Here is a 13,630-nt window from a genome sequence, read left to right as displayed (position 1 = left end):
TTAATAGTAATAGTAAAATGAAATGATTTATTGCTTCTCCACCTTAAACATTTCTGATGGAATGTTCTGCGGCTGGGCGTTCTTCAATGCATACAACAATCGCAATGTATATCCACCACCACCCTCGATAAAATCAAGTGAGAATTTATGCAAGCCTTTTTCCAGAGCCACTTCTCCACTGCGTTCGATAGCACTATGCAGTCCATCATTGTCGACCACTTTTTTATCATCAATATATAAAGCGCTGCCATCGTCGGAGGTAAGATAAAAACTGTAAATATCTTTTTCGGGCACATTGATATAACCACGATATTGCAATCCAAATGACGGCGCCTTTACACTACTCGGAACCTCAATATCTTTTACATAAAATGTTTGTGATGGCGGAACTGATGACATATTTTTTGTACTGTCGAAACTTCCTTTATAATAAACACATTTTAACCCATTCTCCAGTGTTCCTGTCAGCGTTACTGAAGGTGCATAACTTTCCTTTTCATATTTCAAGGTATAAATATCACCTCTGTTTCCCTCATCAGTGTAGGCTGCAAGCTTAATGGTTTGAGAATGATAAACTGTAAAAGAATCCGGCAATACAGGCGATTGAAGGTTGGGTAATTCACCATCAGTAGTATAATGTATTGTCAGATTGGGTAAAGGCTTTTCGACGTTCAATACAGCGCTGTCAATAAAAACATTATTATCGGTAAATCCCGTAAGGTCTGGCAGTCGATAATGAATATGCATTTTGTCCCACCGGCAATAATGCCCTTTCAGGCGTTCAAGAAATGATGTATAATTTCGTGAAGAATCTGTCCACGCTACTTCTGCCATTGCTGTCATACGCGGCATCGTCATGTAATCAGCTCTCTTTTCCGAAGGAACACGTTCTGTCCATAAACAAGCCTGAATGCCGATAATATTGTGGACGGCAGCTCCTGTTAGTCCTTTCGGAATGGGATTGAAATGATACACATTATACAACGAGCTTTTATCCGGAAACTGGTCGAAATATAATGGATTGCCCGGCGCCATAATTACTTTATTACCATTGTTTGCCGCTTCTACCGGCGCTTTTGGCACCCAGCCACGCCAATACATAATGATAATGTTGGAATCGATTCCACCTTCCAACACGTCGTCCCATGCAATCATTCGTTTCCCATTTTTCCTGAAAAAATTTTCCATGCGCTTATTAAAATAGCTCTGTAATTCATTTACATTTTTTACACCCTCTTTTTGCATCACCACTTTGCAATCAGCAGAATTTTCCCAGCTCGTTTTATCTACTTCATCACCACCGATATGAACATACTTTGAAGGGAAAAGCGCAAAAATTTCTTTATAAACATTTTCAGCAAATTGGTAAGTCGTTTCTTTGCAAGGACACAAGGGCACTGAAAAAATTTTACCTTGTCCTGGCTTGCCTGTACAACTCAGCCACGGAAAGATTTTGATTGCCGCCATCATATGCCCCGGCATATCCAGTTCGGGAATAATTTCTATATTCCTGGCTGCTGCATATTTTATTACATCACGCATTTGTTCCTGCGTATAAAAACCTCCATACAAGGTTTGTCCATCTCTGTGAATGATATGAGATGAATCAATATCAAAATCGGGGTTTTCTTTTGCCAGTTTCATGCAGGCCGAATCATTGCTGTCGAATGTACGCCACGCGCCTTTTTCGGTGAGTTGCGGATATTTTTTTATTTGAATTCGCCATCCCTGGTCATCTGTTAGATGAAGATGAAACTTATTGAGCTTGTATAAAGCCATACGGTCAATAAATTTCTTGAGGTAAGCAACCGAAAAGAAATGTCTGGATACATCCAGGTGCATTCCCCGCCAGGCAAATGCAGGCTGGTCTTTTATTTCTACAGCAGGAATTTTTAATTCTTTGATTATTGAATCAGAAACAGGCAAAAGCTGTCTGATGGTTTCTATTCCCCAAAATAATCCTGCCGGCGTTCTTGCAGAAAGTATCACTTTCGACGGCGTAACCAATAGATGGTATCCTTCAGATGATTTAATAGAATCATCTTGTTTTAAAATGATGTCATTGCCATTAGCAGTGTTGGATTCTCTCAATATGAAGCCTGCATTTTCCTTTATTATCTGTTTCAATGCAATTGCATCTTTCCGGAAACCCTGGTTTTGAATAACGATTGACGTGTTTTTCCTGATGACAAAATCTCCGTTTGCGGGAACCAAATGTTGCGGATAAGGAATGATAGGATAACGCTCTGATGCCACCTTTGTTTGCCCCGCAACAGAAAGTTGGCAAATAAAAAAAATGAAAGCGGCCGCTAAACCAGATTTTAATTTAAACATAGAATAATTTCTCATTTCCGTTTTTTAATTGTGATTGGACAAGGAATTCTATTGACCAATATATTATCGCATTGACGTAATATAATGTATAATTCGCAAGGGTTAAAACAGTGAATTTTTAAGAATCATTTACGGTTCTTTCCATCCTGAAGTTTTAAATTATTCACGATTTTGTACTTTGTAAAGTATAATGATAATTCCAATACACATCTGACATTTTCCAGATTCTCAATTGAAGTCCTTGTTTGGAATACTATCTTTAAACTTTTTCATTTGAATTTGCAATTCATCTTTTAATGAATCCTGTATTTTCTGATAAGATGGATTATTATACACGTTGTTGAGTTCGTGTGGGTCATTCTTCAAATCATACAATTCCCAATCTTTATTTTCATAATAATAAATCAATTTATACCGGTCGGAGCGCACACCGATATGTTTAGCCACGTTATGTTCCCCTCCTGATTCGTAATAATGATAGTACACATATTTGCGCCAGTCATCGGGTGTTTTACCTTTCCAAACGTCCAACATGCTTCTTCCCTGCATTTCAGCAGGAACTTTTACATGGGCAGCATCCAGTAAGGTTTCTGCAATATCAAGATTCATTACCATATCATTGTTCACACTTCCGGCTTTTATAAACTGTGGCCATTTTGCGATAAGTGGTGTACGAAAAGATTGCTCATACATAAACCGTTTATCAAACCATCCATGTTCACCCAGGTAAAATCCCTGGTCGGAGGTGTAAATCACAATCGTATTTTTATCAAGGCCTTTTTCTTTTAAATAATCCATCAGGCGGCCTACATTATCGTCAACAGATTGAATCGTTCTGAGATAATCTTTGATATATCTTTCGTATTTCCATATCGCTAAATCCTTTCCTTTTAGATTCGCTTTTTTGAAGGCTTCATTTTTTGCAGTATAAGCCTCAATGAATGCTTGCTTTTCACCAGGATTTAAGCGGTTGAATATGGCCATCCAGTTGGAATCCAGCCTTTCTGTTGCTTTGGTAATTCCCAGGTTTTCTTTCAAATCATAATTGGGAGCAAGCCATTTAGAAATCTCCATTTTTTGTTCTTTTACTGCACGGGTGCGTGTAGCATAATCGTCAAAAAAAGTAGCAGGAACGGGAATCTTTGCACTGTCAAATTCATGCAAATATTTTAATGCGGACATCCAATCACGATGTGGCGCTTTGTTCCATACCAAAACGCAAAATGGTTTGGTAGTATCTCTATTATTTAACCAATTTATCGCCTTATCAGTGGTCAAATCCGTCACATATCCTTCTACTCTTTTCGTACCTGTAGAATCTATAAAATCAGGATTGTAATAATCGCCCTGGCCGGGAAGTATATTCCAGAAATCAAAGCCTGTCGGATTGGAAACAAGATGCCATTTGCCAATCATTGCAGTTTGGTATCCGGCCTGGTGAAGTAATTTGGGAAACGTTTCCTGAGAACCATCAAACACTTCATCACCATTTCCTTTGATGCCATTCATGTTGCTGTATTTACCCGTGAGGATAGCAGCCCTGCTTGGTGCACAAAGAGAATTATTGACAAAAGCGCGGTTAAATAACATCCCATCTTTTGCCAAAGCATCAATATTGGGCGTATGATTTAAACTATCGCCATAAGCGCTGATGGCCTGGTAGCCGTGGTCATCGCTCATGATGAAGATGATATTGGGGCGGGTATCTGCCTGCTTTTTATCACTGTTGCAGGATGAACATACCCATACAAAAAAGAGCATCAGAAAGAAAAGAATCCTGTAATTTTTATTCACCATATTTTCTGTTTTAAAACTTCATCAATTAATCCAAACTTGGTTGCCTTGCAGCAGTAAATAGGCAACCGTTTCATTTTACTTTATCACATTTCCTTATTCATTCAATAACCTTTCTCCATCTACAACCATCGCTTCGGCTGTGTGCGTTTGCAGATTTTTTATTTCAAAATTGTTCAGCACTTTTTCCAACTCTGCTAATTTCTTTTGATTTCCTTGTTTTGTATAAACGGCTTTAAGCACACGTATTTTCTCAAAATCCTGTATACCTTCAATCAGCTTTTCAAAACGTATCGAGGTCATAGGACCGGGATATACCTGGTACGTATCGCCTGCGGGCCACGCCGTAAAACGACTATCGTGCAACGGGTCTTCAGGCCAACTATTGTAAGCCCAGCGCAGGTATCCATCCATATTCTTTGCGGCAGTGTACCAGCCTATCCAGACACTTTCTGCCGGTGGCGAAAAGGTAAATCCATTTGGATATTTTTCCGTGCAACACGTGTACCAGGTGCTCAGTTTGCCTTGCCGCTTCCGCAGTTCAAGCGTATCGGCAGGAAACTCTAATCTTGAAGCAATGCAATAATCATAAATATCATTTTCAATTTCAGGATGATAATTTCCTGCCAACGCAATTTTCCATTCAGGATCTATTTCTTTGAGCAGTTTAATAACCGACTGCATTGCCGGTAAGGGCCGTTCATCCATGGCAATAGCCGTGATATTGAACCATCCTTTCTCTTTTAGATGTTTTGTAAAATCCGTAAGCATACTTTTCCAAAATTCATTATAGGCAGGAGTGCCAATAGCACTGCTAAACACAGTATCTATTCCAATCGCTTCATCATAATATTGAAAAGCAATTTTCCAGGGCACCATACTGTAACAATTAATGCGCTTGTCGATGCCGCAGCTCATCACGAAAGAGATGTATTTATCAAACAAACTATAATCATAATGCCATGTACTGTTTTTCTTTTTTGTCCATTTTATGAGACTTGGAAAATCATCGTACGTCTGGTGGCCCCACGGCTCATTAACGATGCTGGCGGTAATATTTTTTTGCCCTGCATTGGCGAGCATGATATAATATTTCTTCATCAAGGCAAAATGTTCATTGCTCCACAAGGTTACGTTGTGCACCCGCGCAATAGCGGCTGGATGTTGCCACAGATCGAGACTAAAAGACCATTCTGACGGAGGCGGCAATGTTTTGTCCAACACATGAACTGTAAGTTTCAGGCTGTAACTCCTATCTGCTTTTATTTGAATAATTCCATTGTAAACTCCCGCTACTGTATTTGCCGGAACCTCTACACTCACCCATACCGGCTGCACTGTATTGCTTTTCATCTCAACAGATGGTGCCGACGTGCTGACAGGGTCGGCCACCAGGGAAGAATCAAAATCTTGTGGCTTTCTATATCCGCAACCTCCTCCAAATTCATCAGTCATCACATAACCGACATAACCGATGGTAACATCTTTTTTGGGGATTACCTGCCCGCTTTTGGAAGTAAGATCACTTACAACAATGCTTACCGAAGAAATGCTTTTTTTACTCCAGATGGCTAGTTGAGCATGGGTTTTCTCGCCTTTCCATGCCGTTAATGTATCACTATTTTGCGGAATGATTTGGGGAACGCGGTCCTGGCTGTAACGAATATTGCTGCTCACAAAACTCGCCTCAACAGGGCTTTTCATACTTTGCCATTGGGCTGCTTTTGCAGCATTGCTCATCGGCGGCTGCTTTTGCAGCATGAAGCTGACGTCCTGGGCTATCAATGAATTGCCAAGCACAAAAAAGAAGATGGATAAAAGATATTTCATGATTTATTTTTAGTGAAAAACTATTGGTTTCTATTTTGTCTAGAAATAGGCCAATTTACACTTAAATGTGCAACAACCTTTAAGCAATCGGTTGATTGATTTATCGGGGAAAATAGATATGCCTATCATACAGTAAACAAAGAAATAACGCGTTTTTTATTTTCAATATCTTTTATACTTATATCGATTTTATTTATTTGATAACCTCCGGATTTTGTTCAGGATAAAAGGATTAAAATAATAATACCGGAAGCTTGGCACCGCAAAAAGTGTTTTTTAAAACGAGTTAAAAAAGTTATCATAATTTCTATTATTCGAATTAATCCAGGCGGCCTCAGGCAAAGCTGAAATACGCGGAAAAAGCAGGTATTCCCCGGCATCGGCGCTGTTTCCAAAACAGAAAGATGCTTTTTTATATAAGGCTGCCCAATAACCGCTATAAAGAATCCTGAAACCCGCATATTCATCTGCAGTTTCCAATAAAGCCCTGTCGGATATATTTTCTAACATGAATGTACCAAGTTAAAACTGAAGTTTGTTGAAAACATTTAGAAGCTATAATCAAATCAAGCAACAAATCTGAAAACGAAAGTTAATCCAACATACGGATTACAAGTACAATGAACAGACGGCTTTTCAGGTGTAAGAATGCGGGCATAATTTTTTAGCATTTTTAAATCTGCTTCCGACACTTTGGATTGCGGATGTAGTAAAGTGTAGCTAAATGGTTCTTCTGAAAACCTTTCTAACTTAAAATCTAGAGAACTATTTACAATAAAATCAGATTCTGTTTCATGTCTAACCCATGCTGTGTTTCCAGTACCGTCGTCTGATTTATAAGGACAAAGAACAGCTTAGAACTCCTACTTCTTTTACAGCAAGCCAGCAAATAATTCTATTTCTGTTTTTGAAAATGTGAATAGTTCAAAAGAGTTACCACATAGCAATACCCAAAAATATCCAGTATAATTAATCGGTATCAAAGCCATATTTTTTATAAATTTCTTTAGCGGTTTCACTGCTTAAAAATTCCATAAAGTCTTTGGCTGCCTGGGGATGTGGTGCATTTTTTAATAATCCGGCCACATATTGTGCTTCTATATTTTCATTTGCAGGAATCTCAATCATCTCAACAGGATGGCCAATCATTTTTTGATACACACCCTCTGAATACCAAACTGGCGCTGCATCGGATTGGTTATACAATATTCTCATCGGGCTTTGGCGGTGATGTATATGAGTAAGGAACGTAGTACTATCTTTTACTTTTGTTACCATAATCGAGTTTTTCAATTCATCGCCACCGGCTTTTACATAAGCCTCTTCAATCCGCTTGCCGATTCCTTCCCAAGCCGGATTTGGCATACTAACCCGCACATTTTTTTCACCCAGACTTTTCAATCCTGTAATGTTTTGAGGGTTTCCCTTTTGTACGATAATAGCCAGTTTATTTGTTGCATATACTTCTGTTTTTGTAAACCATTCAGGTGTCTGGCTGATGCGGCCTTTTCCGGCAGTATATACATCCGGCTTCAACTCAATCTTTAAATTACCGATAACAAGGCTTCCTTCTTTTATTTGATCAGCCAGAATGCCAGGAGGAAGAGTTTCGACAAAGATTCTGGTATATTTTGGATACTTAGTTTTAAAAGCCGCCAGGAGGTCATCAATACACATAAACTGGTTGCCTGCAAAAAAAACAGTTAACTGGGGATCATTAATGTCGCCATACAAATCAGGTACATTATCAATTCCGTAAACTGTAAAATTTACTTCACTTTTAGGAGGTGTATTCCAGGGCGGATCGAACTGGTAATCCTGTGCACTCAATTCCGAAGATAAAAGTATCATGACAGGAATTAAAATTTTAGGAATAATCATTTGAATTGGTTTTTAAGATGGTTGAATAATCAGGGATGTACAACAACCCATCCCTGGGAACCGCGAATGATAATTTCACCATTACCACTCGGTACATAAGATATGAACGGGAATAAAGTGTTTTTATCTATATGCCTTTCCCTGATGGTGTTTTCACATTGTGCCAACAACACACCTTTTGCCTGCAGGCCTTGTAGTGATTTTTCAAAACTTCCGCTTTTTTCATACACTGCTACACCGTTTCCAAAGGCAATTAACTCGACTTCAAGTTTTCCTTTTAAACGAGGGTCATCAAGCGCATTATTTATATTTCTGAGTGTGCCGGCAATTTTCTTTGCATCATCTACATTTATTACATACAGCGCTTTATAATGTTGCAAGGTTGCTTTGGCACCGGTAAATGATTGTTGACTTGATTGGCTTTGCGCATGTTGTGCCATAAACATAGTTGCGAGTCCGAGTAATACAAACGTGATTTTTTTCATTTTGTTCATTTTATTTATTTAAATTTCTATTTTTTGTTTGAAGCCTCTTCTCTTCCAGGATGGGTTTATAAGGCCCATATTTATGTTGTTTCTCTGTAAAATTATCTGCATAAGGGCCGAAAGGGAAATCAATAGGCTTATCAGTAATGATGGAATAATCTTTTGATTGGTTTTTATGAGGTCGTGGTTTTGAATTTACAAAAGCGGCAACATCCCACGCCTGCTCATCAGTGAGGACTGGATGTCTATAAGTAGTACCGAACGGCATATTGCCTTTTACAAAACCGGCAAAATTTCCAAGACGGTAAAGTCCGGCTCCGTCATTGTAGCTATGCTTTCCCCACAAAGGTGGAAAAATGTATTCTGTACCTTGTTCGTTTAGCTGGCCCTGGCCATCTTTTCCATGGCAGGTTTGACAGGTGGTATAAACAATTTTTCCTTGTACCGGATTGGCTGGCCGGTTCAAATAATTCAATTTAAGTATTCCGGCATCTTTTGGCTTTATACCTTTCGGCACATTCTTTCCTACCCACATCATGTAAGCTATCATGGCTTTTATCTCTTTTCCGGAAGTATCCGGAGATTGTCCATTCAGGCTTCGGTGAAAACAAGAGCTGATTCTGCCTGCAATTGAAACCCACGATTCTGAACGGTTTCTAAACTGGGGAAATGAACCAGCAACAGCTGAAAAATTAAAACCATAAGGCTTTGTACCTGCCTGATTGTGACAGTTCTGACAATTCATTCCATTGGATATTTTTGCCACTTTTCCTTTTGGGCCAAAATAAATAGCTGTATGTGCAATCAATTCTTTACCATACCTGATTTCGTCCCCTGCCTGGCCGGCAGGAATATCAGTTTCTTCAGGAGCTTTCCAGGCAAGAGTATCAGCTTTCAGAATTTGATTGGTGTCTTTTTTCCCGGGCGCTACATGGCCGTTCGCATTGTTTGAAATTTGTTTTCTGGATAAATAGAAAAAACCTCCTATTACTAAAATTAAAAAAACAATGATGAATATTACAACGTATGTTTTCTTTTTAATGTATAAGTTTTGTTTCATTTACAGGTTTAATGCGATTGCAAAGTTGATGTATTGAAAACAGAAAGAATAATGATTATAAGTGATAAAGGATAACCTGAAATTATAATGAGAATAAATGAATATCAAAAACGGGTGTCATGACTACAAGACTTATTACTTTCCTTTCTTCACAAAAACCGGCAATTCATTTAAAGTCACATTTATTGTATACGCCTTCCCTCCTTTCCATTTTTTATTTTGAAAATACCAATCACCGGGCGGTAAAACTATTGTCCGTTCATCATTTTCAGTAACAACAGGCGCCACTAAAATATCATCTCCCATCATAAACTCGTCTTTAATATTTTCATAACCTTTCCCTGGGAAATTATAGGCCAGCGGACGCAATGCAGGAACTCCCGTTTTAGCCGAATGCCGCATCACTTCCATTATTTGAGGCATCATTTTCTGACGAAGCTTTATAGCGTCGTTCACAGCTTGCAGATGCGCTGAATCGAGGATGCGCCAGGGCGCAACAGAAAATTGCATCATGGGCATCAACGCATGTACCTGTGCAGAACGCACAATTAAATTCTGATCTATTTTACTGCCCGGAAGGAAGGAAATAAAATTGCCGCCACCAATCATGTCGGGGCACGTAAAAGTATAACCCAATAATTGCTGAACAATCGTGTTGGGAATAAGCGTTTGTAAATCTCCCCAGGTGTGGCTTTTATCTGCAAGGCGCTGCACCAAAGGCTGCCCTCCCATTTTCCACATGGCGCGATATTCATTCAAAGGAAACTCTAATCCAATTTTTGCCCACTCCTCACATTGATCATTGGGAGACACTTTTTTGTAAGAAAGAAGGTTTTTGTTGTCGTAAAAATAAGGGTCGCCGGCATCCAATTTAAAACCATCTACGCCATATTTTTTTTGCAGAAAATGAAGCTTGCCTGACAACCATTTTTTAGCACCGGGATTGGTTAAATCAAGACAGGCTGAATATCCATTCCACCAATGAATCAGCAAAGGATCCTTTGCATCTTTCCACTCTTTTTTTTCATCTCCGTTATTATCAAGCAACACATATTTTTTAGACAACAATTCACGAAACTCCTTGCTGTCGGGTGATATAAACGGGCAAATCCAAACCATTACTTTAAAACCCTTTTGATGCAATTCATCAATCATTTTTTTAGCATCAGGAAACTTTGCTTTGTCAAAATCAAACTCACCATAATAATTAAACCAGTTATCATCTATCATCAATACGCCTGCCGGCCAGCCCTGCACAAGAACGTTATCCGCATATTTGATTACATCTTTTTGATTAGGATTGTATTGCAGTTCAATCCACAAATTGTATTGAGGCGATGTCACCAACAACGAGTCGGGCCACTTACCCGAAGGTGGAAAGAAATGTGACGAAGCAAATTGATATGCATCCGACAAATTATTTCCTGCAGTGCCATATTTCAATGGCTTTTCTCCTTGTGAAGCAACGTGAAGCGTATCGTTTTTGAATGAAAAAAGAAATGGATCATCACACCAAATCCAACGGCCTTTGTTGGAAATCAACAACGGCGCACTTTGATTATTGGACTTATCTCCGTAAAGATTGATTGAAAAAATACTGGAATAATTAAAAGGCATCCGGTATCCATATTGAACTGCGCCACCCCACCATTGCTCATTTTTCAACAAAGCAAGCTTTAGAGATGAATCAAAAGATTGTGCAAATCCGATTTTCGCATTTGAAATAACAAACAGGATGATTAGCAAAAAATATTTTTTCATTATTATCAATATTAGCCTAAAGAAATAGGAAACTGGTTTTTTATTAAACGATTTATATCAATATACAGTAAACTGACTTTTAACCGGGATTTTTGTTTTATTAAAGTGTCCGTTCTATTTATCAATACGGACCTTGCCGATCATGCTCCCATCGCAAATAGCGGTGCAGGAAATTAGGTGTGAGGTTTTCCCAGAAATTTTTAATAAAACTGATGTAGCTTATGGTTCAAATGCACAAATGGATGTCCTCCAATTGAGCAATTATAAAAGTGCCGGTGCAGCTGTTACCCTGTCAGTCAGGAGAAACCCGCAAGGAAAAAGCAACATAGGCATCGCTTTTCTTACCGCCCCATTTAGATCCACCGCATGCAATTACGACATATTCCTTTCCATTCACCGAATAAACAGCCGGCGTAGAAGCTCCCGTAGCAGGAAGATCAGTTTCGAACAAGATCTGGCCATTTCTTTTATTAATAGCCCTGAACTTTGCATCAGCGGTGGCAGCAATAAAAAGCAGGCCACCGGCAGTAACTACTGGGCCTCCATAATTTTCCCTGCCCGTAGCAGGGATACCTTTTGCTTTTAATTCTTCGAATTCGCCAAAAGGAATTTGCCATAGCTGTTTTCCGTTGTTAAGATCAATGGCTGTCATGGTACCCCAGGGAGGACTTATGGCAGGATATCCTTCTTTTGTCAGAAATTTATTATAGCCTATAGAGGCGTACGAAGGCTTGACCATTCCAGACTTTTGTAAAGAAGGGCCTTTATAAGTTTTCTCTTTTTCAGTATCCATATTTAATATAAAAGAACCCAGGGCCGCTCTTTCCTCTTTGGTAAGTTGATTAAAGCCAGGCATCATCCGTCGTCCTGTCGAAAGCAATTCATTGAATTTTGCAAACGTATATTTTTTCTCTGCACCTGTCAGTGGGGGATAATCGCCGCCACCCTGGAGCTCAGGCCCATGGCAACTCATACAAAATGCACTGTAAAGAAGCTTGCCTGCCTGGAGATTGGTCATAACACTTTTTTCGCTGCTTGTCTTTTTTACCAGATTAAGAACCCATGCCATGTTATTGGCATTTACATAAAGAATATTGGTTTCGGGATCAATGGCTCCTCCGCCCCATTCGCCTCCTCCATCATATCCGGGGAAAATGAGGGTGCCTTTTTCAGTGGGCGGGGTGAACATCCCCTCATAGCGAAAGGAATTAAATCGCCGTTTGATATCCTGGTAAGAAGAATCATCGACCAGCTTGTTCAGGTCATTTTCTGTAAGTATTTGCCTTGAAAAGGGTTTGGGCAAAACAGGAAAAGGCTGTGTAGGGCTCAGATGTTCGCCCAAAACAGCGTCTTTTACTGACACTGCTTTTTCCTGAACGGGAAAAACGGGCTTGCCGTTAACCCTGTCAAATACAAACACAAGTCCTGTCTTAGTAGTTTGAACAGCAGCATCCACCTTTTTGCCATCGTGATCCAGGGTAATCAGGCTGGGTGGTCCAGGCACATCCATATCCCACACGTCATGATGTACTGTCTGAAAATGCCACAACAATTTGCCGGTTTCAGCATCCAGGGCAAGCAGGCAATTGCCATACAGCCCATTGCCCAGCCTGTCGCCGCCATAAAAATCATTTGTTGGATTACCTGTCGGTGCATACAAGATTCCTCTTTTTTCATCAAGGCTGAATCCCGCCCAGCTATTGGTGGATCCCATTCGTCTGTAAGCAGAGGTGTCATTCCACGTTTCATATCCCGGTTCTCCGGGGTAAGGTACTGTATGAAAAATCCATTTTTGCTGTCCGGTTATTATATCAAAAGCACGGATATGTCCCGGTGTATTTTCACCGGTAAGCCCGCTCACAAAAAATAAATTTTTATAAATCATTACGGGAGAAGTGGGCACTACAAAAAGGTCTTTAGGATCACGGTCCAGGCCTTCTCTAAGATCAATGCCTCCTTCTTTACCAAAAGAGGTTACCAGTTTGCCTGTTAAGGCATTTACTTCAAACACAACCGGGCCAACTGTATAAATGATACGTTGATCATTTCCATCGGTCCAGTAAGCAACACCCCTGTTCATATTTACACTTTCCCTATGCCATCGTTTATTGGCCACTGAATCAGAAGGGTCAAATTTCCATTTTTCTTTTCCTGTGGCCGCATTGATGGCAAACAATTTTAATTTGGGTGAAACACCATATAAGGTACTATCAATAATAATTGGATTACATTCCATCACCCCGAAAGCAGTACTGTCATTATTTTCTGAATGATAGATCCATGCGATTTCCAGTTTGTTTACATTGCCAGTATCAATTTGTTTTAAAGAGGAATAGCGCAGGTTTTCCTTGCCGCCACCTGTAACGGCCCAACCGGTATATTTTTTATTCCGGCTGCAACCGCAGAAAGAAACCATTATGCATACAACAAGGAAAATGAAAACCGGGGAAGGGGGATATTTGGATCTTAGTATTCGTTTCATTTA

General features: G+C 39.6%; 9 protein-coding genes. All 9 read right to left on the bottom strand.

Annotated features, from left to right (window positions below):
* Nucleotides 1-27 precede the first annotated feature (27 nt).
* Entirely contained in the window at nt 28-2,349 is a 2,322-nt protein-coding gene (locus EFY79_RS07380; protein WP_199727478.1) for a family 20 glycosylhydrolase, read from the bottom strand.
* Nucleotides 2,350-2,562: 213 nt separating this feature from the next.
* Nucleotides 2,563-4,131, bottom strand: a complete 1,569-nt coding sequence (locus tag EFY79_RS07375; protein WP_199727477.1) for a sulfatase family protein — start codon at nt 4,129-4,131, stop codon at nt 2,563-2,565.
* Nucleotides 4,132-4,224: 93 nt separating this feature from the next.
* Nucleotides 4,225-5,958 carry a DUF4091 domain-containing protein gene (locus EFY79_RS07370; protein ID WP_233577943.1) on the bottom strand — a complete coding sequence of 578 codons (1,734 nt, stop codon included), beginning with the start codon at nt 5,956-5,958 and terminating at the stop codon, nt 4,225-4,227.
* Between the two features lie 276 nt (nt 5,959-6,234).
* A complete protein-coding gene (locus EFY79_RS07365) occupies nt 6,235-6,468 on the bottom strand; it encodes a hypothetical protein (protein ID WP_123120027.1) in 234 nt (77 codons plus the stop codon).
* A gap of 459 nt (nt 6,469-6,927) precedes the next feature.
* Nucleotides 6,928-7,839, bottom strand: coding sequence for a molybdate ABC transporter substrate-binding protein (locus EFY79_RS07360; RefSeq protein WP_233577942.1), 912 nt, complete (start codon nt 7,837-7,839; stop codon nt 6,928-6,930).
* Nucleotides 7,840-7,868: 29 nt separating this feature from the next.
* Nucleotides 7,869-8,324 carry a DsrE family protein gene (locus EFY79_RS07355; protein WP_123120068.1) on the bottom strand — a complete coding sequence of 152 codons (456 nt, stop codon included), beginning with the start codon at nt 8,322-8,324 and terminating at the stop codon, nt 7,869-7,871.
* 10 nt (nt 8,325-8,334) lie between these two features.
* Complete coding sequence (locus tag EFY79_RS07350; protein WP_123120026.1) at nt 8,335-9,384, bottom strand: c-type cytochrome; 1,050 nt, start codon at nt 9,382-9,384, stop codon at nt 8,335-8,337.
* A gap of 135 nt (nt 9,385-9,519) precedes the next feature.
* Entirely contained in the window at nt 9,520-11,145 is a 1,626-nt protein-coding gene (locus EFY79_RS07345) for a glycoside hydrolase family 31 protein (RefSeq protein WP_123120025.1), read from the bottom strand.
* 292 nt (nt 11,146-11,437) lie between these two features.
* Nucleotides 11,438-13,627 carry an outer membrane protein assembly factor BamB family protein gene (locus EFY79_RS07340; RefSeq protein WP_123120024.1) on the bottom strand — a complete coding sequence of 730 codons (2,190 nt, stop codon included), beginning with the start codon at nt 13,625-13,627 and terminating at the stop codon, nt 11,438-11,440.
* Nucleotides 13,628-13,630 lie beyond the last annotated feature (3 nt).

This window comes from Hanamia caeni (genome assembly GCF_003721595.1).
Classification (GTDB): Bacteria; Bacteroidota; Bacteroidia; order Chitinophagales; family Chitinophagaceae; genus Ginsengibacter; species Ginsengibacter caeni.
This window is presented reverse-complemented; position numbering and strand designations above follow the sequence as displayed.

Bases quoted from the DNA above. Each gene is read 5' to 3' on its own strand.
- EFY79_RS07380 (WP_199727478.1), bottom strand. From the start codon at position 2,349: ATGAGAAATTATTCTATGTTTAAATTAAAATCTGGTTTAGCGGCCGCT.
- EFY79_RS07375 (WP_199727477.1), bottom strand. From the start codon at position 4,131: ATGGTGAATAAAAATTACAGGATTCTTTTCTTTCTGATGCTCTTTTTT.
- EFY79_RS07370 (WP_233577943.1), bottom strand. From the start codon at position 5,958: ATGAAATATCTTTTATCCATCTTCTTTTTTGTGCTTGGCAATTCATTG.
- EFY79_RS07365 (WP_123120027.1), bottom strand. From the start codon at position 6,468: ATGTTAGAAAATATATCCGACAGGGCTTTATTGGAAACTGCAGATGAA.
- EFY79_RS07360 (WP_233577942.1), bottom strand. From the start codon at position 7,839: ATGATTATTCCTAAAATTTTAATTCCTGTCATGATACTTTTATCTTCG.
- EFY79_RS07355 (WP_123120068.1), bottom strand. From the start codon at position 8,324: ATGAAAAAAATCACGTTTGTATTACTCGGACTCGCAACTATGTTTATG.
- EFY79_RS07350 (WP_123120026.1), bottom strand. From the start codon at position 9,384: ATGAAACAAAACTTATACATTAAAAAGAAAACATACGTTGTAATATTC.
- EFY79_RS07345 (WP_123120025.1), bottom strand. From the start codon at position 11,145: ATGAAAAAATATTTTTTGCTAATCATCCTGTTTGTTATTTCAAATGCG.
- EFY79_RS07340 (WP_123120024.1), bottom strand. From the start codon at position 13,627: ATGAAACGAATACTAAGATCCAAATATCCCCCTTCCCCGGTTTTCATT.